Genomic DNA, 24,374 nt, shown 5'->3' with positions numbered 1-24,374 from the left:
AAGAGTGCAACCACACGATGATGTTCCAGGAGATGATCAACCGCATCGGCTACCGCGATGTGGTGGGCATGGGCAGCATCGACCGCAAGCTGACGCTGGCCATCTGGCCCGCGGTGAAGTACTTCCCCGAGCTGTTCTTCACGATGATCCTCGGCGGCGAGGAACCGATCGATCACCTGCAGAAGTCGCTGCTGCGCGCCGGCGTCGACCTGCACCCGATGGTGCATCGGGTGATGCAGATCCACGTGGCCGAGGAGGCCAGGCACATCTCGTTCGCGCACGAATACCTGCGCCGCAACGTCCCCGGCATGAACCCGATCACGAAATCCGTGCTGTCGGTGGCCTTCCCGATCGCCATGCGGGTCATGCTGGACATGATCATGACCCCGCCCAAGGAGTTCGTCGAGAAGTTCGACATCCCGGCCGAGGTGATGCGGGAGGCGTACTGGGGTGGCGCGGAATCGCAGACCACCATCCGCAACATCTTCGGTGACGTCCGCGCGCTGGCCACCAACAGCGGCTTGATGAACCCGGTCGCCAAGCTGACCTGGCGTCTGCTCGGCATCGACGGCCCGGTCACCAGGTACCGCAGCGAACCGGCCCGCAAGGCCGCCTGATCCGGCGACCGGGCTGTACACCGCGATGTACAGTGGGATATGGCCGATTACGAAACTGTGCCGTTGACCGAATTGCGGGGGCAGCTCGGTAGTGTTCTGGACGGGGTGTCCGCGAGCGGACGACCCGTGATCGTGACGCGGGAGGGGAAGGAACTGGTCGCGGTGGTGCCTGCTGAGGTGTTGCGGCACGGGGCGTTGCCCCCGGCGTACTTCAACGACGATCTGCGTCAGCAGATCCTCGGCGGTCTCGACGACCGGATCAAGACGCATTCCGCCGCCGACATCGCCGACGCGGAAGCGAAGCTGGACAAACTGATGAGCGCGCTGGACGGCACGGGCGCGAGCACCCGGTGAGCGTCGCCGACCACACAGCGCTCACCTCCCTTGCCCTGTCCCCACTGTTCGGGCAGGTGATCATGCGGCAGTTCACCCAGCAACGCCGGATCATGGTGGTGCCGACGGTGAGCCTGATGGCCGCGATGCGCGCCGTCGACAACATCGACGAACTCGGGCGCCTGCTCGACAACCGCGTCGCCGTGCGCTGGGCCGAGCTCGACGCGGCCACCGCCATCCGCACCGGCACCACCGTCCCGATGGCCGACGATCACACGGAATGGCCGCTCATCGCCCCGGTGGTGTTCACCGCGCAGAACCTCGACATGCCGGTGCTCACCGCCAAGCCGGAGCTCTACCGGGGCTACAAAGTACAGGTCGCGCCGATGCCGTGAGCGCCGTCGGTTACGGTGCACAACGAGGTCGGTCGCTGCCGGCCGACACGAGCGAACGATTCACCAGACAAAGCTGTACCAGGAACACTCGAGGAGAGCTGGTTATGCATCATCTGAGTTTCACGCGTCGCCTCACCACCGCGATGGCCGCCGCCTCGGCCGCCGTCGCCATCGTTTTCGCGGGCCAGGCCGCGGCCGAGCCCGCACCGCAGGCCACGGTCGACGTGGCCGCGGCGGTCTCGCAGCTGCGCACCTCGGTCGCGGGCAACCCGGGCGCTCTGGCCGCTCTCGATCAGCTGGTCGACAAGGGCACCGTCGACGTCGCGCTGCCCGCCCAGCCGTTCCAGATCCCGGCGACCTCCGACATCGGCCAGAACGGCGGCGGCCCCGGCGTCTACGGCTCCGGCATCGCGCTCGACATCGACGGCTTCCGCCTGGGCTTCTTCGGCGGCCCCGGCACCATTTCGCCCAACCAGGGCGGCGCGAAGCTCGAGGTGATGTGGCTGAACCTGTCCAACGGCCAGAGCGGCACCGCGGTGCTGACCGAGCACCAGGACGTGCCCGTCGACACCACCATCCGCACCGCGCCGCTGAACACCGGTGGCGGCCTGATCGTCGCCGCCGTGTACGGCAGCCTGTGGCACCGCTGGTCGGTGCCGGTCGACGAGGCGCACCCGGACGGGTACGCCTACCAGCTCGGCCACATCCAGCAGCCGTCCTTCGGCGCTGTCACCCGCTAGCCCCGTTCGTCCGCGCGCCCCGGAACCGGCCAGGTTCCGGGGCGCGCGCTCGTCGCGGGACCGACGCGGATGCAGCGCAACAGGTTCGGTGTGGCGTAGGTTGACCGCGTGGATCTGGTCGACCGACTCGAAGAACTGGAACGGCGGGTTGCCGCCCTGGAAGACGCGCGCCCCGAGGGCGGCGACGGCCAGCAGCTGCCGTGGGCGGTCGCGCGGCTGCGGCAGGAGTTCGACGCCGCCGCCGTGCGCAACGGAGGCGTGCTGATGGCCGGGGCGCTGCACCTGCCCACCGGCGAGCGATTCGACTGGCAGGCCCAGTTCCCGATCGACACCATCGTCGGCGAGGAATGGACCACCGAGGTCGCCAATTGCCTTGCCGCCCTGGCGAATCCGGTCCGGCTGCGGCTGCTGCGCGAGATCGTCTACGGGCGCAGGACCGCCGCCGATCTCGCCGCGATCTCCGAGCTGGGTTCCTCGGCCGACATCTACCAGCATCTGCGGCAGCTGGCCGCGGTCGGCTGGCTGCAGACCGCGGGCCTGGGACGCTTCGAGGTCCCGGAGGGTCGGCTCATCCCGCTGCTCGCGGCGTTGGCCAGCGCGCAGCGCTAGTGACATTTGCCCGAAATGACCGATTCAATATTGTGACGTAGGGCACACCCTCTGATACCGTTGGGTTCCAGAGTTCGACGCTGTGGAGGTAGCCCGAGTGAACGTGTCCCATCTGCTCGAAACCGTGAAGGCACTCGGGGTCCTGCGCTCGCGCGGCGTCACCGATCCGACCAAGCCGCTCGAGACGCTGCGGACCATGAAGGAATCCAAGATCTACGGCCCGCAGGCCACCCTCGTCCGGCATTCCGCGCGCGTCGCCCCCGAGCAGGTCGCCCTGGCCGACGAGCGCGGTGAACTGACCTACCGCGAACTCGACGACCAGTCGACCGCCATCGCCCGCGGCCTGCACGACGCGGGCATCACCGAGGGCATGGTGATCGCGGTGCTGGCCCGCGACCATCGCGGACTCATCATGTCGATGATCGCCGCGGGCAAGCTGGGCGCGCGGATCGCGCTGATGAACACCGGTTTCGCCAAGCCGCAGTTCGCCGAGGTGTGCGAGCGCGAGCACGTGCGCGCGGTCCTGCACGACAGCGAGTTCCTCGGCCTGCTCGACGCGCTGCCCGCCGAGCTGCCCCGCTTCCTCACCTGGGTCGACGAGGGCGCCGCGATCCCCGAGGGCGCGACGACCTTCGACGATCTCATCGCGGGCAACTCCACCGAACCGCTCCCCGCGCCCAGCAAGCCGGGCGGATTCATCATCCTCACCAGCGGCACCACCGGCCTGCCCAAGGGCGCACCGCGCACCAAGGTGACGCCGATGGCGACCGCGCAGTTCGTCGATCGGGTGCCCTTCCCCAAGCGCGGCACCATGATGATCGTCTCGCCGATCTTCCACAGCACCGGTCTCGGCACCTGGCTGGTCGGCACGATCCTGTCGAACAAGATCGTCATGCGCCGCCGCTTCGACGCCGAGGCCACCCTGGCCGCCATCGCCGAGCACAAGGTGGAGATGCTGGTCGCGGTGCCGACCATGCTGCACCGGATGACCGAACTGCCCGCCGAGGTGCGCGCGAAGTACGACCTGTCCTCGCTGAAGGTGATCCTGTTCGCCGGGTCGGCGCTCTCGCCCGAGCTGTGCGTCAAGGCCACCGAGGCGTTCGGGCCGGTGCTCTACAACCTCTACGGCTCCACCGAGGTCGCCATCGCGACCATCGCGAACCCGGCCGAACTGGCCGAGGCGCCGGGTACCTGCGGGCGCTCGCCGATCACCTGCGAGGTCCGCCTCTACGACGAGAACGATCAGCGGGTCGAGACGCCCGAGACCGCGGGCCGGATCTTCGTGCGCAGCGGCGCGCCCTTCGAGGGCTACACCGACGGCCGGAACAAGCAGATCATCGACGGGTTCATGTCCAGCGGCGATGTCGGCCACTTCACCGCCTCCGGCCTGCTCATGGTCGACGGGCGCGACGACGACATGATCGTCTCCGGCGGCGAGAACGTCTTCCCGCAGGAGGTGGAGAACCTCCTGGTGGAGCGGCCCGACGTGTTCGACGTGGCGGTGATCGGCGTCGACGACGTGGAGTTCGGCAAGCGGCTGCGCGCCTTCGTCGTCCTCGAACCGGGACACAGCACCGCCGCCGAGGAACTGCAGGCGCACGTCAAGGAGAACCTGGCCAGGTACAAGGTGCCGCGTGAGGTGGTGTTCCTCGACGAACTCCCCCGTAACGCGACGGGCAAGATCCTGCGCCGGGTCCTGGTGGACTATGAGGTCTCACAGTGATCCGAGCCACGGATGCTTGCTATTGTTAGCACCAGCACTGGATCTCGATGACGCGGTCCGGCCCCGCGTCTCGTCGTGGGATCGGTCTGCCGAAAGGCTGTTCGATGTCTCTGTCTCTGCCCGCGATCGGTGGCACGGCCCGGCGCGCCGGTGATTTCGCGCTCGGCGTCAAAGTGATGATGGATCGCAAGCTGTTCAATCCGCTGCGCCTGGATCACGCCGCCCGTTCCTTCCGCAATGTCTCGAAGTTCGGCCCGTTCGCCGGCGTGGTGATGCATGCCGCGCAGACCAGGCCGGACGCGGGCGCGATCGTCGACGAGCGCGGTGAACTCACCTTCGGGATGCTCGACGAGCAATCCAACGCGCTGGCCCGCGGTCTGCGCGCCGGCGGGATCAACGAGGGCGACGTGGTCGCGGTGCTGGCCCGCGACCACCGCGGCATGGTGTTGAGCCTGCTCGCGGCGGGCAAGCTCGGTGTGCGCGCGGTGCTGATGAACACCGGTTTCGCCAAGCCGCAGTTCGCCGACGTGGCCGCGCGCGAGAAGGTCAAGGCGGTGCTGCACGACAGCGAGTTCGTCGACCTGATGAGCGCGATCCCGGCCGAGATCCCCCGGGTGCTCACCTGGGTCGACGAGGCCGACGGCGTCGACCCGGCGATCCCGACCGTGGAATCGCTGTGTGCCGGGCGTTCGGTCACCCCGCTCACCCCACCCGCCAAGCCCGGCGGCATGGTGATCCTCACCAGCGGCACCACCGGCACCCCCAAGGGCGCCCCGCGCGACAAGGTGAGCCCCTTCGCCTCCGCGCAGTTCGTCGACCGGGTGCCGCTGCCCAACAACGGCACCATGATCATGGCGGCGCCGATCTTCCACGGCACCGGCCTGTCGCAGTTCACTCTCGGTCTGGCGCTGGGCAACCGGGTGATCTTCCAGCAGCGCCGCTTCGATCCGGAGCGCACGCTCGCCAATATCGTCAAGTACCAGGCGGATTCGCTGGTGGTTGTTCCGACCATGCTGCAGCGCATCCTCGATCTGGACGAACAGATCCTGGCGAAATACGACCCGAAGACGATCAAGGTCATCTTCGCGGCCGGCTCGGCCATCGCGCCCGACGTGGTGACCCGCACGCTCGACTACTTCAACGACAGCCTCTACAACCTCTACGGTTCCACCGAGTGCGCGGTGATGACCGTCGCGACCCCGGCCGACCTGCGCAAGTCGCCGACCACCGCGGGCAAGGCGCCCGTCGGCATCCGCATCGTGCTGCTCGACGAGGACCGCAAGCCGATCACCGCGCCGAATGTCACCGGAACCATCTTCGTGGACAACGGTTTCGCGTTCACCGGCTACACCGACGGCCGCACCAAGGAGATCGTCGACGGCATGATGTCCTCCGGCGACGTCGGCCATTTCGACGCCGACGGGCTGCTCTACATCGACGGCCGCGACGACGACATGATCGTCTCCGGCGGCGAGAACGTCTTCCCGCTCGAGGTGGAGAACCTGATCGCGGGCCGTGCCGACGTGTTCGAGGCGGCCGTCGTCGGCGTCGACGACCGCGACTACGGCAAGCGGCTGCGCGCGATCGTGGTGCCCGGCCCGGAGTCGGCGCGCGACGCGCAGGAGATCAAGGACTTCGTCAAGGAGAACCTGGCCCGCTACAAGGTGCCGCGCGAGGTGATCTTCGTCGACGAGCTGCCGCGCAACGCGACCGGCAAGCTGCTGCGTAAGCCGCTGATCGAGATGGACGTCCAGCAGGGTTGATCCCGGGCGGACCGTTTCCGCCGTCGTCTATCATCAGCCGGTGATCATCGAGTTCCGGCGGACCGCCGCGCCGTCGCGTGCCCTTGGCGCGCGGCTGCGCGGCGGCTGCGCCGGCTCGATGTCGGGAGCGCTCGCGTTGGCCGCGCACGGCGTGGCGTCCGGCGGCGGGCTGCCCGGCAGCACGACCGTCGTCCTGCTGGCCGCCGTCGCGGCGGTGATCGGCGCGCTGGTCAGCGGCTTCGGGCCGTTGCGCTCGGGGACGGTCGGCTTGGCCGTGGTGCTGCTGGCCGGTCAGCTGCTCGGGCACACGACGATGAGCTGGTCCGGGCACGGACACCATGCCCAGGATTCCCTCGGGCTCGGCATGCTGCTGGCGCACACGATCGCGGCGGTCGTCGCGGCGCTGATCATCCTCGGCGTCGAGGCCGCTTCTCGGATCGGCGGCGCGGCCCTGGCCCGCCTGCTCCCCCTGCGCTACCGCTCACCCCGGATTCCCGCCCCTGCTCCTCTGCGCCTGGTCCACCGCGACCGCGTCATCCTGCGGATTCTCGCCGCCACCACACTGCGCACCCGCGGTCCGCCGCTCGCGATTCCGTTCTGAACCTTTCCCTCACCCGGTACACGCATCGTCGTGCGCTTCGTCAGCGACCACGGCCGATCCTCCGGCGTTCACCGTGTCGACAGTGGCCATCGGAGCCCGTGAATCCCGGCCCACGCCGCAAATCTCCCGCGGCCGGCGGTCACACCACGGGCCATACATCCGGTAACCACAACCACGCGGTCATGCCATACCTGGCCAGCGGGGGCATCGGCGGCCAGTGGCGTGCACGGTAGTGGCGCGGTCGCACTGTGGGCTTCGTAGCCGTCGTCTTGCGAGCCGGCGGCGTACACGGCTCACCCGCGCCCGACGCCAGGCACGATTCGCGCTCGCCGCAGTCGTCGCCGTCGCACGGTTGCGGTGGTGGTCGCCGCCGTCGCCGCGGCCGCCGTCGTTGTCGCGGTGGCTGCAGTCGCCGCCGGCGCTGCCTCGTCGCGGTCGCAGGCGTCGCTGAGGTCGCCGCTGTCGACGCGGTCGCTACGGTCGTCGCGGTCTCGCCGGCGTCGCTGCGGTCGTCGCGGTCTCGCCGGCGTCGCTGCGGTCGTCGCAGTCGCCGCGGTCGCCGCGGTCTCGCCAGCGCCGCTGCGGTCGTCGCAGTCGCCGTCGCCGCGGTCGCCGCGGTCTCGCCAGAGTCGCTGCGGTCGTCGCGGTCGCCGCCGTCGCTGCCGCCGTCGCCGCCGTCGCGGTGGCCGCGGTCGCCGCCGTCGCTGTGGCTGCCGCCGCGGTCGCCGACGCGAACGTCGCGATGGTCGTGCACACCGGGTTCCGATCTGCAGAAACGAATCATCATGAGCATCACGGACACTCGTTCGACCGAGGAACCCACCTCGGCCCCACCCACCGCACCCGCCCGCGCACTGCGCGGCCTGCGGCTGTATCCCCTGGCCCTGCGCCTGCACTTCTACGCGGGGATCTTCGTCGCCCCGTTCATCCTGATCGCCGCGCTCACCGGCGCGCTGTACGCGATGGCGCCGACCATCGAAGGCTTCGTCTCCCGCGACCTGCTCCGGGTCGAGACCGCCGGCCCGGAACAGACACTGTCGGCGCAGGTCGGCGCGGCCGTCGCGAGCAGGCCCGACCTGACACTGGTGGCGGTGGCGCCCGCGCCGAGCGAGGGCCAGACCACCCGGGTCCTGTTCAACGATCCGACGCTGGGCGATTCCGAGCGGCTGTCGGTGTTCGTCGATCCGCACACGGCGCAGCCGGTCGGCGAGGCCGTGGTCTACGGCAGCAGCGGCGCGCTGCCGCTGCGCGCGTGGATCAGCGAATTCCATCGCAGCCTGCACCTGGGCGAGCCCGGCCGCGTCTACAGCGAGCTGGCGGCCTCGTGGCTGTGGGTGATCGCCCTGTTCGGCCTGGTCCTGTGGGTACATCGGGTGCGCAAGCGCAGGGCGCGGCGGTCGGCGGCCTGGCTGGCCGCGCCCGACCTGTCCGAGTCCAAGCGGCGCAAGCTGAATTGGCATGGCGCCCTGGGCTTCTGGCTGCTGCCGGTGGCGCTGCTGCTGTCGGCGACGGGTGTCACCTGGTCGGCCTACGGCGGGGAGAACGTCACGAAGCTGCGCCAGGAACTGAGCTGGACCACGCCCGCGGTGAGCGTGGGACTGCCCGGCACCACCGGCCCCGAGGCGAGCACCGGCGGTGACCACCACGGCGCCGGGCACGTCGCGCCCGCGCCGGTCGACCAGGCCACCCGGATCGCCCAGCTCGACGGGGTCTGGGAGACCGCCCGCGCCAACGGCATCACCCAGGCGGCGGAGATCGCCGTGCCCGCGACACCGGACAAGGCGTTCGGCGTCAAGGAGGTCCGCGCACCCGGCACCTACACCGTCGACAGCGTCGCGGTCGACGGCGCGAGCGGCACCGTCACCGACTCCCTCGCCTACGCGGACTGGCCACTGATGGCCAAGCTCACCAACTGGGGCATCGCCTTCCACATGGGCCTGCTGTTCGGCCTGCCCAACCAGCTGCTGCTGCTCGCGGTGGCCCTTGGTCTCGCCGCGATGATCGTGCTCGGCTACCTCATGTGGTGGCAGCGTCGCCCGACGCGTGGTGGCCGCCGTCGCGCGGTCGGCACCCCGCCGCGGCGCGGTGTGCTGCGGCGGACCTCGCCGTGGCTCACGGTCCCGCTGGTGGCCGCCGCGCTGCTGGTCGGCTGGTTCCTGCCGCTGCTGGGGCTGAGCCTGCTGGCGTTCCTGCTCGTGGACATGGCGCTCGGGTTGGCGGCCCGCGCCGAACATCCTGTGTAATGCACACATGACGCTGTCCCGCCGACGACTCCTGCGCTACAGCGTGACCGGCTCGGTCGCGGCGGCGGTGGGAGTGTCGGCGGTGAGCAGCGCGCGCTTCCCCGCGCCACGCACCCTCGGCGACCCGTTCTCCCTCGGCGTCGCCTCCGGCGAACCGACCCCCGACGGCGTTGTGCTGTGGACGCGGCTCGCGCCCGATCCGCTCGCCCCCGACGGCTACGGCGGCATGCCGATCAACCCGGTGACCGTCGACTACGAGGTCGCCGAGGACGAACGTTTCGCCAGGGTGGTGGCCAGGGGTTCGGCGGTGGCGACCCGCGCGCTCGGCCACAGCGTGCACCCCGAGATCGCCGGGCTGGCCCCGGACCGGTGGTACTACTACCGGTTCCGGGCCGGTTCGACGATCTCCCCCGTCGGCCGCACCCGCACCGCGCCCGCCGCTGGCAGCCCGACCGCGCGGATGCGCTTCGCCTTCGCGTCGTGCCAGTCGTGGAGTTCGGGCTACTACACCGCCTACGAGCATCTGAGCGCCGAAGACCTCGATCTGGTGGTGCATCTGGGCGACTACATCTACGAATCCTCCTGGGTGCTCGCCCGTCGCGGCGCGAACCTGGCACCGCAGCTCGAGGACGAGGCCGTGAACCTCACCGGCTATCGACTGCGCTACGCCCAGGCCAAGGCCGAAGCCCCGCTCCGAGCGGCGCACGCGCGGTTCCCCTGGCTGGTCACCTTCGACGACCACGAGCTGGACAACAACTGGGCCGCCGATCGACCCGGCCTCGGCGTCGACGTGTACCGGCTGCCGCCGCTGTTCCGCCGCCGTAAGGCAGCGGCCTTCCAAGCCATGTACGAGCACCAGCCGATGCGGCTGGCGCAGCTGCCCGTCGGCCCCTCGGTGCACCTGCACCGCCGCTACGGGTTCGGCGATCTGGCCGAGTTCACGATGATCGACACCCGGCAGTACCGCACCCCGCAGGCCTGCGGCGACGGCAGCGCCGTGCTCGACTGCGCCGACCGCTACGCCACCGACCGCACCATCCTCGGTGCGGCGCAACGGGATTGGCTCGTCGACGGGCTGGCCGGCTCGCCCGCGCGCTGGCAGGTGCTCGGCAATCAGGTCGCGATGGCGCAGTCCGACTACGATCCCGGTCCCGCCCTGCTGCTCGGCACCGACGCGTGGGACGGTTACATCGCCGACCGCAACACCGTGCTCGGCACGGCCGCCGACCGCGCGGCGGGGAACCTGGTGGTGATCACCGGCGACCGGCACGAGAACTACGTCGCCGACCTGCGCCGCGACTACACCGTGCCCGAATCACCGGTCGTGGCCACCGAATTCACCGGTACCTCGATCTCGACGGGCGGCGACGGCGCCGACGTCACCGACGGCGGCCGCGCCCTGCTGGCGGCCAACCCCGACATCAAGTTCCACAATCGTCAGCGCGGCTATGCCCGGGTGGAGCTCGATCATGGCCAGTGGCGCACCGACTTCCGCGTCGTCCCCTACGTGACCCGCCCCGGCGCCCCGGTCAGCACGAGGGCCAGTTTCGTTGTCCAGGACGGCATCCCGGGCGCGATCGAGGATTGACGGTCACTTGTGCCGCCGGTAGTAGCGGGCCACGCGAGCCCGGTTGCCGCAGCGCTCGGGCGAACACCACTGCCTGCGCGGATGCGCGGGCACGAACAGCATGACGCAGTCCTCGGCCGCGCACTGACGTAGCCGGTCCACCGCGGGATCGGTGAGCAGGTCCACCGCCGCCTCGGCGAGTACGGCGGCCAACCGGGCACTCACGGCCCCCTCGCGGCGGGTCCGGGTGACGCAGCGGTCACCGTCCCAGACGAGGTGGCGCACCGCGGGCGCGGCGGCTTGGGCCGCGGTCAGCCCCCGCAGGGCGGACTCGGGTGGCCGCTCGCCGTGTCGCAGCGCCGTGAGCGCGGAGTCGACGTGGTCACGCACCTGCTGGACGGCCCGCACCTCCGGCTCACCCGGGTCCGCGAAGGTCTCCGGCAGGCGATGTTCCTGCAGGCGCAGCCACTGCGCCAACTGCTCGGCGGTCCCCACGAGGTCCGCACCGGCGGGACGGGTGTTGACGAGGTCGATGGCCAGGTGCTCACCGACCAGCGGTTCGGGCGCGCTCACCCTCTAATGGTAACTCACCCCGTTGACACATTAGATAGCACGGTTTAGAACTAATGCATCCACACTGAGAGAAAGCATGTGACTGATATGACGTCGCTCGCGACCATCCAGCACCGGCACATCGAGGTCGACGGCGTCGACGTCTTCTACCGCGAATCGGTGCCGGCCAGGGCCGATGCCCCGACTCTGCTTCTGCTGCACGGCTTTCCCTCCGGCTCCCACCAGTTCCGTCGCCTGATGGACCTGCTCGGCGACCGCTACCGGCTGCTCGCCCCCGACTACCCCGGCTTCGGAAACACCAGCGCACCGGCCGATTTCGACTACACCTTCGACCGGCTCGCCGACATCGTCACCGGATTCACCGAACGGGTCGGGCTCACCGAATTCGCCATGTACGTCTTCGATTTCGGCGCGCCGGTCGGGTTCCGGCTCGCAGTCAGCCACCCCGACCGGATCACCGGACTCGTCGTCCAGAACGGCAACGCCTACGAGGCCGGGCTCTCCGACGGCGCCCGCGCATTCATCGGGCTGCGCCCGGGCGAGGACGGCGCGGAGGAAACCATCGGGCAGTTGCTCACGCCTGCCGGTACCCGCAGCCAATACGAGCTCGGCGTCGCCGACCCGACCCGCCTCGCACCGGACGCATGGACCCTCGACCAGTACTACCTCGACCTCCCCGGCCGCAAAGACGCCCAGCTCAGCCTCGCGTTCGATTACCACTCGAACCTGGCCCGCTACCCCGAATGGCAGTCCTGGCTCCGCACGTACGCCCCGCCGACCCTGATCACCTGGGGCGCGAACGATCCGTTCTTTCCCGCGCCGGGCGCGCGGGCCTACCTCGCCGATCTTCCCGACGCCGACCTGCACCTGTTCGACACCGGGCACTTCGCGCTGGAAACCCACCTGGACGAGATCGCCCCGCTCGTCGCCGACTTCCTGGACGGCCTGCCCGGAGCCGCGCTCACTCGTCGGGAGTGAACTCCTCCGGGGCCGGTTCCGGCCGCGCGGGGACCTGGACCGGGCGCAGGGCGGCCCAGCCGATGAAGACGACCGCGACGCCGAGCATGCCGAGACCGGCCCACAGATTCACGTCGATGCCGCCGGTCTTGGCCGCCTGTTCGGCGCTGTCCTGCACCAGCGAGGTGATCACCAGGACGACGCCGTAGCACCCGAGCAGCGCGCCGATGATGGTGCGAATGTCGAAAAGCATGCCGGTGACTCCCTATCCGATGACGATGTTGAGCGCGATCACCAACACCAGCGCGATCCCGGCGAGCAGCACCGGCCGCTGATACCAGGGCAGCGTGTCGGCGTCGGGGTCGGTGCGCAGCGCCCTCGGCGTCTCCGAGTACACCAGGCCGACCAGCTCCGCGGCGGGCTTCGGGGTGGTCACCATGGTGACCGCGACGCTGACGGTGATGTCGACGACGAACGCCACACCGGCGGCGACGAAGCTCGCCCCCTGCCCGGACAGCTCGGTCACTCCCGTCTCGTTCAGCACGAAGACGAACACCGCCGCCAGCGTGCCGCTGACCAGGCCGACCCAGCCCGCGGTCGGGGTCATCCGTTTCCACAGCATGCCGAGGATGAAGGTCGCGAACAGCGGCGCGTTGAAGAAGCTGAACAGCGTCTGCAGGTAGTCCATCATGTTGCTGAACCCGCCCGCGATGAAGGCGGTGAAGATCGCCGCGACGGTCGCGCCGACCGTGGCCAGCCTGCCGACCTTCAGGTAGTACCCGTCCGGGCGGCCCTTGCGCACGTACTGCTGCCACAGATCGAAACTGAACACAGTGTTGAACGCCGAGACATTGGCGGCCATGCCCGCCATGAACGCCGCGAGCAAGCCGGCCAGGCCGACGCCGAGCAGCCCGTTCGGCAGCACCTCTTTCATCAGGAACAGCAGCGACTGGTTGTAGGTGACGTCGCCGGTGAAGTCCGGATTCGCGGTGACCTGCTGCTTGTACTCGATCATCTGCGGCACCAGCACCGCGCTGATCATGCCGGGGATCACGACGATCAACGGGATGAACATCTTCGGATACGCGCCGATGATGGGCGTGCGCTGCGCCGCCGAGATCGAATGCGTGGCCAGCGCGCGCTGCACCTCGACGAAGTTGGTCGTCCAGTAGCCGAAGGAGAGCACGAAGCCGAGGCCGAACACGATGCCCATGACGGAGGCGAAGTTGTCGGTGAAGCCGCTCATCGCGTTGCCCGGCCAGGTCTGCAATTGGTCGGCACCGCCGGGCGAGGCGGTCACCTTGTCCTTCAACCCGTCCCAGCCGCCGACCCGGTGCAGGCCGACCAGCGTCAGCGGCAGCAGCGCCGCGACGATCACGAAGAACTGCAGCACCTCGTTGTAGATCGCGGCCGAGAGCCCGCCGAGGGTCACATAGGAGAGCACGATGACCGCGGCCACGATCACCGAGATCCACAGCGGCCAGCCGAGCAGCACATTGAGGATGGTGCCGAGCAGATACAGGTTGACGCCCGCGATCAACACCTGCGCCAGCGCGAAGCTCAACGCGTTCACCAGATGCGCGCCGGTGCCGAACCGTTTACGCATGAACTCCGGCACCGAGCGCACCTTGGAGCCGTAGTAGAACGGCATCATCACCACGCCGAGGAACAGCATGGCCGGGACGGCGCCGATCCAGAAGTAGTTGAAGGTCGGGAAGCCGTACTGCGCACCGTTGGCCGACATCCCCATGATCTCGACCGCGCCGAGATTGGCGGAGATGAAGGCAAGGCCGGTCACCCAGGCGGGCAGCGAACGGCCGGAGAGGAAGAAGTCGACGCTGGTGGAGACCCGGCGCCGGGCGATGAGCCCGATCCCGAGGACGAAGACGAAATAGAGCGCGACCAGGGCGTAGTCGACGGGCTCTGCGTCGAGCCGCAGGGACGACGAGGCATCGAGCGTGACGGTCGAAACGGCAAGTGGCACAGCGTGTCCCTCCTGGCCTCGCACCGGGCGGCGCACCCGCGCCGTCGACGGACGGCGCGGGCCCGCGTCGCCCGCCGAACTTTCCGGATGGTTCTACTGTCGCCGATTGTGCCGCGCGTCACAGACCGAATCGCTATTACGCAACATCTGTTCAGTCCAGTCGGCGGGCGCCCGCGGCGGGTTCGACGGTGAACACCCTGGGCGCGGCCAGCCGCGCCGCGGCGAATCGCTCCTCGATCCGCGCGGTGACGGCGGCCGTCTCGGCCTGGTCCACCAGTGCCAGCACGCTGCCGCCGAACCCGCCGCCGACCATCCTGGCACCGTGCGCGCCCGCCGCCAGCGCCGCCGTCACCGCGAGGTCGAGGGCGGGCGCCGACACCTCGAAGTCCGTGCGCAGGGATTCGTGCGAGGCGGTGAGCAGGGCGCCGATCGCGCGCGGGTCGGCGCCCGCGCGCAGCCGGTCGATGACCGCGAGGACCCGCGCGTTCTCGGTGACCACGTGGGTGGCGCGGCGCCGCAGCACCGGATCGGTCAGCAGGGGCAGCTGCGCTTCGGTGACATCGCGCAGGGCGGACACGTCGAGCGCCTTCGCGGCGGCCTCGCACTGCGCCCTGCGCTCGGCGTACCCGCCGTCGGCGAGGTCGTGCGGGTGTCCGGTGTCGGCGACGACCAGCGTGAGCCCGGCGGCGGCGAGGTCGAACGGGATCTGTTCGACCGCACCGGGTTCCGGGCCCGCCGGCGCGGTGTAGGCGCGCACGTCGAGAAACAGGGCATGCCCGGCGGTGCACAGGATCGACGCCGACTGGTCGAGGATGCCGGTCGGCACGCCGGCGAAACCGTTCTCCGCGGCCCTGGCGATCGCGACCAGCTCACGCGCGGTGAGCGCGGGCGCGAACAGGTCGCGCAGCGCCACGGTCACCGCGCAGCACAGCGCGGCCGAGGACGACAGGCCTGCGCCGATCGGCACCGCGCCGTCGATCTCGAGGCGCACCCCGTCGACCCGATGGCCCGCGCGCGCGAACTCGTGCACGACGCCGAGCGGGTAGCGTGCCCAGGCCGGGACCCGGTCGCGCTGTGCCGCAAGGTCTTCGACGTCGACCTCGACGCGCTCGCCGGGACGCTGGACCGAGGTGAGCCGGACCAGCCGGTCACCGGTGCGTTCGGTCGCGCACACCACCCCGAGCGACAAGGCGATGGGCAGCACGAACCCGTCGTTGTAGTCGGTGTGCTCGCCGATGATGTTCACCCGGCCCGGCGCGATCCACCTGTCCACCCGCGACTCCTCTCCACTCCTCGCCCCCAGCACACACCGCCGCCCGGTGCGGCCGGACAGCGGGTACCGAATCGGTATTCGGAATTTGCAGACAAGGGCACGACATCGGTCGCCGATCGTGTCATGATCGACTGAGTTGTAAAGGTTTTGAGCGTCTCTACGTTCGATCGGCGGCGCTCGGCACGTGCGCAGCGGATCAAGGGGGGCTGATGACCATCGGCGAAACACCGCACCGGAGCCGGCGCTGGCGCACCGTCCTGCTCGGCGCGGCCGCGGCCGCGCTGCTCGTACCGCTACTCGGCGCGCGATGGCTGTCGTTTCTGCTGCTCGTCGTCATCGTCGCGGGAAGTCTGGCGATGATCGGGTTCGGCCTGTACCGGTACCGCCCGGCGCAGCGGCTGCCCTGGTACCTCCTGGCCCTCTCGCTTCCGCTGTTCGCCGCGGGCACCGCGATCCGGGAACTCGGCGTGCACCCGGCCTGGCATCCCACCGACGACCTGGTGACCCTGGCGGCGTATCTGTGTCTCGCGCTGGCCGCGGTGGGCTGGCTGCGGCCGCGCCGCCTCGGCAGTGCCCGCGATCTCTGGCTGGACACGATGCTCATCGGCTTCAGCGCGTTGCTGGCCGCCTGGACGTTCCTGATCTCCCCGATCCTGCGCCGCCCTCTCGGCGTCGACACGCTGCTGGCCGCGAGCTACCCGCTGATCGAGGCGCTGCTGCTCACGGTGCTCGCGCATTCGCTGGCCACCGTGGTACGCACCGAGATCTCGCTGCGCCTGCTGCAGGCGGGACTCATCGCGGTACTCGGCGCGGGACTGCTCGAAAGTCTCACCGCCGCAGGCACTCTCGGTGGCGGCGAGTTCGCGCTGGTCCCCCAGCAGTGGGCCTATCTGCTGGCCGGGGCGGCGGCACTGCATCCCACCATGGCCACGACGCAGGAAGTCGACGAGGTGCATCCGCATCGGTCCCGGCGCCGGGCCGGGGTGATCGCGGTGGCGCTGGTGGCCGCCTCGCTGGTGAGCGTGGTGGGCGCCGACCTCGGTTCCGGCGACCGCGTGGTGATCTGCCTGCTGCTCACCCTGCTGCTGGTGGGAGTGCTGGTGCGCAGCGAACGCGCCATCGCCCGCAGCCTGCGCAGCGAACGGCGAGCCCAGTACCAGGCCGACCACGATCTGCTCACCGGCCTGTACAACCGGTCCGCGCTGCTGCGCGCGCCCCAGCGGCACCGGCACGACTGGGCGGGAAAGCCGTTGTGCCTGCTGTTCATCGACCTCGACGGCTTCAAGATGGTCAACGACAGCTACGGACACGCCGTCGGCGACGAGCTGATCGCCGCGGCCGCCGCCCGCATCCGGCGCACCGCCCGCCGCACCGACATCACCGCCCGCTACGGCGGCGACGAATTCGTCATCCTGGCGGCCCGTTCCCGCGCCGAAGCCGCTGTCCTCGCCCAGCAGTTGCTCGGCGCCTTCATCCGCCCGTTCGAGCTGAGCTGCGGCGAGATCCCCATCACCGCCAGCATCGGCGTCGCCTGCCTGACCTCGCGACCGACCGATTCCACGGTGTACGACCTGCTGCGCGAGGCCGACGCCGCCATGTACCACGCCAAGGAGTACCGCCTCGGCCTGGCGTTCCACGACGAGCCGCGGCACGCCACGGTGCACCGCGCGCTGCGCAGCACCGGAAAGCCCACCAGCACAGCGGTGTAGCCGCGCCGGTGGGCCGCGACACTAGTCGCCGAGTTCGGCTAACAGCCTTTTGGCTGCCTCCAGTTCGGCCTGCAGCTGGGCCACCTTCGCCTGCTGCACGCCGCGGGCCGCCTCGAGGATGCCGTCGACGACCTCTTCGACCTCGGGATGCAGGATCTTGGCCGCCTGCGCGACGGCGGCGCTGCTCACCGCCAGCCCCTTCACGCTGCGCTTCTTGCCGTTGACCACGTCGACGGTCCATTCCCCGTCGGCGGTGCCGGTGAGGGTGACGGTGACCTCGGGCGCCTTGGGCTTGCGCGCCGCGGTGGCCTTGGCGGGCCGCGGCGCCGCCGGCTTGGGCGCGGCAGCGGGCTCGTCGGGAACGGGCGCGAGCGACCGAGGCGCCGGCGGCGTCGCGGCCGCGCTCGGCTGGGTCGACGGCTGGGTCACGGTGGTGTCCTTTCGATTGCTCTGCTCGGGGACGCTGTCCTGGCGGGTTCGCGTGGATCCGCCCGGCGCTACGGTAGTCGCGCGGGCCGGCTTGGTCAGCGTCACCTCGCTCGGTCCGAACGACAGCACATCTTTGGAACCGGTGGGCCGTACCTGCAGGAAGTCGCCGTCGGCCGGATCGCCGAGCGCGACGACCTTGCCCGACTTGCCCTCGGCCACACCGACGGCGGCGGCGGTGAACCACACCATCGGCGGTTTGCCCTCCGCGAGCTCGCCCGCGATGCGCGCGAGCTCGGCCTCGGACAGTACCTGCTGGGCGGATCGGCGGGATGCGGACTTGGTGCTCGGCGAGGACATCGTGGACTCCGGGAGGTTGGTGCGTCTGCTGCGTGTGGCCCCGATGATGCCGCACGCCACCGACACGTTCCGGTCGAGCCCACCGTCACGGCCCGAAAACCCGTCGGGTAACGGGTATCCGGACCGTCCGGGAATCAGCCGCGGGTGGCGTTGCCGAGCGTGGTCGGCCGGATGTTGGCGCGCACGGCGGCGATGTCCGGGTAGCCGTTGACCGCCATCAGCAGATCGGCCTCGGCCGCGTAACTCCGCAGCAGATGCACGACACCGCGCACGCCACCCAGCGCCAGCCCGTACACATACGGCCTGCCGATGCCGACCATGCTCGCCCCGAGGCCGAGCGCCTTCACCACGTCGGCGCCGGACCGCACGCCGGAGTCGAAGAGCACCGGCACCCGGTCGTCGCACGCGGCGACGACGGCGGGCAGCGTCTCGAGCGCGCTGAGGCCACCGTTGGCCTGTCGTCCACCGTGATTGGAGCAGTAGATGCCGTCGGCGCCGAAGTCGATGGCCTTGCGCGCGTCCTCGGGGTGGGAGATGCCCTTGAGGATGATCGGCAGATCGGTGAGCGAACGCAGCCAGGTCAGGTCGTCCCAGGTCAGGGAGTGGCCGAAGGTCGAGACCCAGTGCAGGACAATCATCTTCGGGTCGTCGGAGCCCACCATCGCCTGGAAGACCGGGTCACTGGTGTAGTTCTTCAGTACGTGTCCGCGCAGCTGCGGGAAGTTGCCCGAGGCCAGGTCACGGGGCCGCCAGCCGGGCACCCAGGTGTCGAGGGTGACGGTGATGCCCGCGTAGCCTGCGGCCTCGGCGCGGTGCACCAGGCTCTCGGCGAGCTCACGGTTCTTCGGCGTGTACAGCTGGAAGAACGCCGGCGTGTCGCCCGCGTGGGGCCGCACGTCCTCGAGCGGGTCCTCCATCAGCGTCGAGAACATCGCGGGCACACCGGTTTTCGCCGACGCCTCGGCGAGGGCGATATCGCCGTGCCCGTTCTCGCCGACCAGGCCGATCACTCCGACGGGCGCCAGGAACAGCGGACTGGCGAAGGTGTGCCCGAACGCGGTGACGGTGAGGTCGCGCTCGGTGGCGCCGACCAGCATCCGCGGCACCAGGCCCCAGTCACCGAAGGCCTCCGCGTTGCGCCGCTGGGTGAGCTCGTCACCGGCGCCGCCGGCGATGTAGTTCAGCAGCGTCTCGGGCAGCGCGGCCGTCGCCTTGCGCTCCAGCGTCGCGTAGTCCATGGGGAATTCCGGCTGGATGCCACCCAGCGCGGCCAGGTAGATCTCGTTCTGATAGTCGGCGAACTGACTCATTGCTGAACTCTCGCACGCGAGCTTGGGTTCGCGGACCGCCGGGGCGATGTAAGGTGCGTCATACTCGTTGGTAGAAAGCGATCCCAGCAGCACGTTCCGAGATTGTGAGTGCCCCTGTCGTGACCCTCGTCGAACACTCGGCCGCACCCGCCGACCCGGACGTGCTACTCGCGCAGCGCATCACCTGCGGCGCCGTCCGTCATCTCACCCTGCTCGCCTGCGGCCTGTCGGAAGACTCGATGGACCTGCTCACCTCGGTCACCGACCGACTACGCGCCGCCGAGGGCGCACTACGCGACCCGCTCACCGCGGATCTCGGCGTCGACTGAGGGCATTCCGCCCGTCTGCCGCCCATTTGGGTTCCCACACGGTGCCGTCACTCGACGGTGCCGCTTTCGTCATGTCCGAAAAACGCCCTGAACTGGATATCCGGGGCCTGGCGACGTGACCGTCGCCATGCTCGGCGCGCAACGATTGTGACTCGCCTCACCGGAAATCATTGACAAAGCCACACAAGCGGACATAAAACAACATGAGTAAACATTCTCATGAGCCCGGAGGACCCATGTACGCCGAGGAACGTCAGCAGGCGATCGCCACCCTGGTGGGCCATCGCGGGCGCGTCTCCGTCGCCGAGCTGGCCGATCAGTACGGGGTCACCACCGAGACCGTGCGCCGCGACCTCGCCGTGCTCGACCGCCTCGGACTGATCCGGCGCGTCCACGGCGGCGCCGTCGGCGCGGGCGCGCTCACCACGATCGAGCTCGGCACCGCCGAACGCGACACCACCCGCGCCGCGGAGAAGGACCGCATCGCCGATACCGCCCTGCGTTATCTGCCGCGCGCCGGCGGCAGCGTGGTGTTCGACGCGGGCACCACCACCGCCAGGATGGTCGCGGCACTGCCGAGCGATCTCGAGCTCGTCGCCGTCACCAACTCCCTGCCCATCGCCACCCGGCTCACCGGCTTCCCCGGGGTGCGGGTGCAGTTGCTCGGTGGGCGGGTGCGTGGGGTCACCCAGGCCGCCGTCGGCGCCGAGACACTGCGTCTCCTCGGCGAATTGCGCGTCGACGTCGCGTTCATCGGCACCAACGCGCTGACCGTCCGGCACGGCCTGTCCACGCCCGATCCCGAGGAGGCGGCCGTCAAGCGGGCGATGATCGCCGCCGCCGACCAGGTGGTCGTGGTGGCCGACGCGGACAAGATCGGCCGCGAGGACTTCGTCAGCTTCGGTGACACCGGCGACATCGACGTCCTGGTCACCGATACCGATATCCCGGCCACCGCGCACGCGGACCTGGCCGCCGCTGGAATCGAGGTGGTGCTCGCGTGATCGTCACACTGACCGCGAATCCGAGCGTCGACCGCACGGTCACACTCACCGAACCGCTGCGCCGTGGGCAGGTGCACCGCGCGGCGGGGGTCACCTCCGATCCGGGCGGCAAAGGCGTCAATGTCGCCAGGGTCGTCGCCGCGGGCGGTGCGCGGACCCTGGCCGTCCTGCCCGGCGCCGACGACGATCCCGTCGTGAGCGGGCTGCGCGCCGCGGGGATCGCGTTCCGGACGGTGCCGGTGGCCGGTGCGCCCCGCACCAACCTGACCATCGCCGAAACCGACGGCACCACAACGAAGATCAACGAGCCGGGTCGGCCGCTGACCGCACGCGACCTGGGCGAGTTGACCGCGCTGCTCGTCGAGCTGGCGGCCGGGGCGTCCTGGATCGTGCTGTCCGGCTCGCTGCCGCCCGGCGCGCCGGTCGACTGGTACGCGCAGCTGGTCACCACCCTGTCCACCGTCGGCGCGGCGTCCAACGGTGCCGGACGTACCCGGATCGCGGTCGACACCTCCGACGCGCCGCTGCTCGCGTTGTTCGCGGAGAACGCGGGCGCCGCACCCGATCTCATCAAGCCGAACTCCGACGAGCTGGCCCAGCTGACCGGCCTCGACCCGGTCGCGCTGGAGGAGCCGAGCGCTGCCGCTGCCGCGGCGGCGGGGTTGCTCGAGCGCGGCGTCGGCGCGGTGCTGGCCACGCTCGGCGCGGCAGGCGCGGTGCTGGTCACCGACGAGGGCGCCTGGTTCGCCGACGCCCCGCCGATCGTGCCGCGCAGCACCGTCGGCGCCGGCGACTCCGCGCTGGCCGGTTATCTGCTCGCCGAGCAGTCCGGCGCCGCACCGGCCGATCGGCTCCGTTCCGCCGTCGCCCACGGCAGCGCCGCCACCGCGCTTCCCGGCACCGGTCTCCCCGGCCCGGCGGATGTCGCCCTCGACGCCGTCACCGCGCGTCCGCTGCCACTCCCGGATCGGCCGTCGGCATGAAATCCCCGCAACGCGCGCTCCACCGCGGTGCGCGGGTGATACCGGAGTCGACCTCCGGGATTCGCCCGGCAGTTCCGCGGGCCGGCTGAGCAGCCACCGAAACATCGCCTACCGCAGCATCTCCCACTCCCGAAAGACACCACGATGGCCGATTCGATCATCACCACCGACCTGATCACCCTCGACGCCGACCTCGGTGCCGACAAGGACGCCGTGATCACCGCCCTCGCGGGCACCCTCGCCGCCGCCGGTCGAGCGTCCGACGCCGAGGGGGTGACCAGGGCCGCGCTGGACCGCGAAGCCCAGTCGGCCACCGGACTCCCCGGCGGGATCGCCATCCCGCACTGCCGATCGGCGGCCGTCACCAGCGCATCCCTGGCCTTCGCGCGGCTCGCGCCCAGGGTCGACTTCGGCGCGCCGGACGGCCCCGCCGATCTCGTGTTCCTCATCGCCGCGCCCGAGGGAGCAGGCGCGGAGCACATGAAGCTGCTGTCCGCCCTGGCCCGCGCCCTCGTACGCCCGGCCTTCGTCACCGACCTGCGCGCGGCGTCGACCCCGGCGGAGGTGGTCGCCCTGGTCGACGGCGTCATCAATCCGCCTGCCGCAGCCACGGGTTCGTCCGGTGCGGCGGCCGGCTCGCCCAACGCGGCGACCGGATCGCCGAGCGCCGCGGCCAGCTCGCCCAGCACGGCGGCAAGTTCGCCCGGCACGGCGGCCGGATCACCTGGCGCGGCGGCAAGTTCGCCTGGCGCAGCGGCCAGTTCACCCACGGAGGCCGGTGCGCCCGACGCCGCGAGCGGATCGCCCGTGTCGACCGCGGCGGGTTCGGCTGCGGCGGGCGAAGCTGCCTTGGAACACGGCGGCGCGGGCACAGACACCACCGATGTCGGTGCCGGCGCGCAGTCCGGGGACGCGGCTACTGGCGGCGCGGCGGCCGCTGCGGGGAGTGCGGCGGTGGTCGGAGGTGTGGCAACGGGAGTCACAGGGGCGGGCGGCCAGGTCACGGGCGACACGCCATCCGGCGCAGGCACAGGCAGTGCGCCTGCTGGGACACCGTCCGCAGCTGGAATCCAGCAGGAGGGCGAGGGATCCTCCCGGGACACCGCATCCGGGGCCCGCCGGAAGATCGTCGCCGTCACCGCCTGCCCCACCGGTATCGCCCACACCTACATGGCCGCCGACTCACTGGTCGCCGCCGGTGAACGCGCCGGCGTGGACGTCGAGGTGGAGACCCAGGGCTCGAGTGGCGGCGACAAGCTCGATCCGGCCACCATCGCCGCCGCCGACGCGGTCATCTTCGCCACCGATGTCGGGGTGAAGGACCGGGGCAGGTTCGCGGGCAAGCCGGTCGTCGAGTCCGGGGTGAAGCGGGCCATCAACGAGCCCGATAAGATGATCGCGGAGGCGGTCGAGGCGAGCACAACGGCCGGTGCCGCGACCGTCAGCGGGTCCGCGCCCGCCCCGGCCCAGGCCGCGGGCAAGGGACTGGGTTGGGGGTCGCGCCTGCGGCAGATCCTGCTCACCGGTGTCAGCTACATGATCCCGTTCGTCGCCGCGGGCGGTCTGCTGATCGCGCTGAGCTTCCTGCTCGGCGGCTACGAGATCTCCGACAGCGCCAAAGACATCGTGCTGAACAACTCGATCACCGACCTCCCCGACGGCGGCCTCGCCACCTATTTCGGCGCGGTGCTGTTCCAGATCGGCTCGCTGGCGTTCGGCTTCCTGGTTCCCGCGCTCGCCGGGTACATCGCCTTCGCGATCGCCGACAGACCGGGTCTGGCACCGGGCTTCACGGCGGGCGCGATCGCGGTGTTCGTCGGCGCCGGGTTCCTCGGCGGTCTGGTCGGCGGGCTCGTCGCCGGATTCGCGGCCCTGTGGGTCGGCAAACTGCCGGTGCCGACCTGGGCGCGCGGCCTGATGCCCGTCGTCGTGATTCCGCTGCTGGCCTCCCTGATCGTCGGCGTCGCGATGTTCGTGCTGCTCGGCAAGCCGCTCGCCGCCGTCACCACCGGGCTCACCGACTGGCTCAACGGCCTGTCCGGCAGCTCCGCGATCGCGCTCGGTGTCATCCTGGGCGTGATGATGTGCTTCGACCTCGGTGGCCCGGTCAACAAGGCCGCCTACGCCTTCGCCGTCGCCGGCCTGTCGGTGACCGACCCCGCTTCGCTGCGGATCATGGCGGCGGTGATGGCCGCGGGCATGGTGCCACCGCTGGCGATGGCGCTGTCGACCACGCTGCGCCCGCGCCTCTACACCGAGGCCGAACGCGAGAACGGCAAGGCCGCCTGGCTGCTGGGCGCCTCGTTCATCTCCGAGGGCGCGATCCCGTTCGCCGCCGCCGACCCGCTGCGGGTGCTGCCGTCGATGATGATCGGCGGCGCGGTCACCGGCGGCCTGGTGATGGCGACCGACGTGACATTGAGCGCGCCGCACGGCGGCATCTTCGTATTCTTCGCGATCGGCCACCTGGCCTGGTTCGTGCTGGCACTGTTGGTCGGCACCGTGGTCGCCGCGGTGTGCGTCACCCTCGCCAAGGAGTTCACCCGCAGGCAGTCCGCGTCCCCCGTTCTCACCACCGCGTAGTCCCACCGCACAACAAGGAGAAACCCATGCCAAGCACCACCGTCACCGTCGGCTCCTCGGTCGGCCTGCACGCCCGCCCCGCCGCCTTGATCGCCGAAGCGGTCGGCGCGGCAGGGGTCCCCGTCACCATCGCCCTGACCGGCGGCGACCCGGTCGACGCCGGCTCCGCGCTGATGATCATGACCCTCGGCGCGGGCCAGGGCGCCGAAGTCGTGATCTCCAGCGAGGACCAGCCGACCCTGGACAAGATCGCCGAAATGGTCGCCAGCGACCTCGACGCCTGAACCACCCC

At 70.4% G+C, this 24,374-nt stretch carries 23 protein-coding genes; 17 read left to right on the top strand and 6 right to left on the bottom strand.

From position 1 onward, the window contains the following. The 10 genes from AB0H56_RS05975 to AB0H56_RS05930 form a co-directional block, all read left to right on the top strand. Positions 1 to 617, top strand: a 617-nt coding sequence (locus AB0H56_RS05975) for a diiron oxygenase (RefSeq protein WP_357157754.1), incomplete at its 5' end; no start/stop codon positions are given. Positions 618 to 656: 39 nt separating this feature from the next. Then, entirely contained in the window at positions 657 to 971 is a 315-nt protein-coding gene (locus tag AB0H56_RS05970; RefSeq protein WP_233000261.1) for a type II toxin-antitoxin system prevent-host-death family antitoxin, read from the top strand. Continuing rightward, the gene (locus AB0H56_RS05965) at positions 968 to 1,345 is read left to right on the top strand and encodes a hypothetical protein (protein ID WP_110036341.1); all 378 of its coding nucleotides are present in this window, start codon (positions 968 to 970) and stop codon (positions 1,343 to 1,345) included. Before AB0H56_RS05970 ends, AB0H56_RS05965 begins: the two co-directional genes overlap by 4 nt. A gap of 104 nt (positions 1,346 to 1,449) precedes the next feature. Then, entirely contained in the window at positions 1,450 to 2,085 is a 636-nt protein-coding gene (locus AB0H56_RS05960) for a hypothetical protein (RefSeq protein WP_357157749.1), read from the top strand. A gap of 108 nt (positions 2,086 to 2,193) precedes the next feature. Next, entirely contained in the window at positions 2,194 to 2,694 is a 501-nt protein-coding gene (locus AB0H56_RS05955; RefSeq protein WP_357157746.1) for a helix-turn-helix domain-containing protein, read from the top strand. Positions 2,695 to 2,791: 97 nt separating this feature from the next. Beyond that, complete coding sequence (locus AB0H56_RS05950) at positions 2,792 to 4,417, top strand: acyl-CoA synthetase (RefSeq protein ID WP_357157743.1); 1,626 nt, start codon at positions 2,792 to 2,794, stop codon at positions 4,415 to 4,417. 104 nt (positions 4,418 to 4,521) lie between these two features. Beyond that, a complete protein-coding gene (locus AB0H56_RS05945) occupies positions 4,522 to 6,180 on the top strand; it encodes an acyl-CoA synthetase (RefSeq protein ID WP_357157740.1) in 1,659 nt (552 codons plus the stop codon). 40 nt (positions 6,181 to 6,220) lie between these two features. Beyond that, positions 6,221 to 6,781, top strand: a complete 561-nt coding sequence (locus tag AB0H56_RS05940; protein WP_357157737.1) for a hypothetical protein — start codon at positions 6,221 to 6,223, stop codon at positions 6,779 to 6,781. A 785-nt stretch (positions 6,782 to 7,566) separates the two neighbouring features. After that, a complete protein-coding gene (locus AB0H56_RS05935; protein WP_357157734.1) occupies positions 7,567 to 9,024 on the top strand; it encodes a PepSY-associated TM helix domain-containing protein in 1,458 nt (485 codons plus the stop codon). Between the two features lie 7 nt (positions 9,025 to 9,031). Then, positions 9,032 to 10,612 carry an alkaline phosphatase D family protein gene (locus tag AB0H56_RS05930; RefSeq protein ID WP_357157731.1) on the top strand — a complete coding sequence of 527 codons (1,581 nt, stop codon included), beginning with the start codon at positions 9,032 to 9,034 and terminating at the stop codon, positions 10,610 to 10,612. A 3-nt stretch (positions 10,613 to 10,615) separates the two neighbouring features. On the opposite strand, the gene AB0H56_RS05925 is transcribed toward AB0H56_RS05930, so the two are convergent. Beyond that, positions 10,616 to 11,164: a CGNR zinc finger domain-containing protein gene (locus AB0H56_RS05925; protein ID WP_357157728.1), complete on the bottom strand. Its 549-nt coding sequence runs from the start codon at positions 11,162 to 11,164 to the stop codon at positions 10,616 to 10,618. An 87-nt stretch (positions 11,165 to 11,251) separates the two neighbouring features. On the opposite strand from AB0H56_RS05925, the gene AB0H56_RS05920 reads away from it, so the two are divergent. Continuing rightward, positions 11,252 to 12,142 (top strand): alpha/beta hydrolase, encoded by an 891-nt coding sequence (locus tag AB0H56_RS05920; RefSeq protein ID WP_357157725.1) that lies wholly within the window; start codon positions 11,252 to 11,254, stop codon positions 12,140 to 12,142. Here the strand turns inward: AB0H56_RS05920 and AB0H56_RS05915 are convergent. The 3 genes from AB0H56_RS05915 to galK form a co-directional block, all read right to left on the bottom strand. After that, positions 12,126 to 12,374, bottom strand: a complete 249-nt coding sequence (locus tag AB0H56_RS05915; RefSeq protein WP_357157722.1) for a hypothetical protein — start codon at positions 12,372 to 12,374, stop codon at positions 12,126 to 12,128. The genes AB0H56_RS05920 and AB0H56_RS05915 overlap by 17 nt on opposite strands. A gap of 12 nt (positions 12,375 to 12,386) precedes the next feature. Beyond that, positions 12,387 to 14,105 (bottom strand): sodium:solute symporter family protein, encoded by a 1,719-nt coding sequence (locus AB0H56_RS05910; RefSeq protein WP_357157719.1) that lies wholly within the window; start codon positions 14,103 to 14,105, stop codon positions 12,387 to 12,389. Between the two features lie 151 nt (positions 14,106 to 14,256). Then, positions 14,257 to 15,378: a galactokinase gene (gene galK / locus AB0H56_RS05905; protein WP_357157716.1), complete on the bottom strand. Its 1,122-nt coding sequence runs from the start codon at positions 15,376 to 15,378 to the stop codon at positions 14,257 to 14,259. 209 nt (positions 15,379 to 15,587) lie between these two features. Between galK and AB0H56_RS05900 the strand changes: the two genes are divergently transcribed. Then, positions 15,588 to 17,087, top strand: coding sequence for a GGDEF domain-containing protein (locus tag AB0H56_RS05900; protein WP_357157713.1), 1,500 nt, complete (start codon positions 15,588 to 15,590; stop codon positions 17,085 to 17,087). A gap of 21 nt (positions 17,088 to 17,108) precedes the next feature. On the opposite strand, the gene AB0H56_RS05895 is transcribed toward AB0H56_RS05900, so the two are convergent. Together AB0H56_RS05895 and AB0H56_RS05890 are read right to left on the bottom strand one after the other, a co-directional pair. After that, positions 17,109 to 17,873: a DUF6319 family protein gene (locus AB0H56_RS05895; RefSeq protein ID WP_357157710.1), complete on the bottom strand. Its 765-nt coding sequence runs from the start codon at positions 17,871 to 17,873 to the stop codon at positions 17,109 to 17,111. 134 nt (positions 17,874 to 18,007) lie between these two features. After that, positions 18,008 to 19,183 (bottom strand): alpha-hydroxy-acid oxidizing protein, encoded by a 1,176-nt coding sequence (locus AB0H56_RS05890; RefSeq protein WP_357157707.1) that lies wholly within the window; start codon positions 19,181 to 19,183, stop codon positions 18,008 to 18,010. A gap of 104 nt (positions 19,184 to 19,287) precedes the next feature. Here AB0H56_RS05890 and AB0H56_RS05885 point away from each other — a divergent pair, with 104 nt between their 5' ends. From AB0H56_RS05885 to AB0H56_RS05865, 5 genes are all read left to right on the top strand, one after another. Beyond that, entirely contained in the window at positions 19,288 to 19,512 is a 225-nt protein-coding gene (locus AB0H56_RS05885; protein ID WP_357157704.1) for a hypothetical protein, read from the top strand. 236 nt (positions 19,513 to 19,748) lie between these two features. Next, entirely contained in the window at positions 19,749 to 20,516 is a 768-nt protein-coding gene (locus AB0H56_RS05880; RefSeq protein ID WP_357157701.1) for a DeoR/GlpR family DNA-binding transcription regulator, read from the top strand. Continuing rightward, a complete protein-coding gene (locus tag AB0H56_RS05875) occupies positions 20,513 to 21,499 on the top strand; it encodes a 1-phosphofructokinase family hexose kinase (RefSeq protein ID WP_357157698.1) in 987 nt (328 codons plus the stop codon). Before AB0H56_RS05880 ends, AB0H56_RS05875 begins: the two co-directional genes overlap by 4 nt. A 144-nt stretch (positions 21,500 to 21,643) precedes the next feature. After that, on the top strand, positions 21,644 to 24,082 hold the full coding sequence (locus AB0H56_RS05870) for a fructose-specific PTS transporter subunit EIIC (protein WP_357157695.1): 2,439 nt from the start codon (positions 21,644 to 21,646) through the stop codon (positions 24,080 to 24,082). Between the two features lie 26 nt (positions 24,083 to 24,108). Next, on the top strand, positions 24,109 to 24,366 hold the full coding sequence (locus AB0H56_RS05865; RefSeq protein WP_357157692.1) for an HPr family phosphocarrier protein: 258 nt from the start codon (positions 24,109 to 24,111) through the stop codon (positions 24,364 to 24,366). Positions 24,367 to 24,374: the final 8 nt, after the last annotated feature.

The sequence above is a fragment of the Nocardia sp. NPDC050717 genome (genome assembly GCF_040654275.1).
In the GTDB taxonomy this organism is placed as follows: Bacteria; Actinomycetota; Actinomycetes; order Mycobacteriales; family Mycobacteriaceae; genus Nocardia.
The sequence above is the reverse complement of the archived record's forward strand: the minus strand, read 5'-3'. Positions and strand labels throughout refer to the sequence as shown.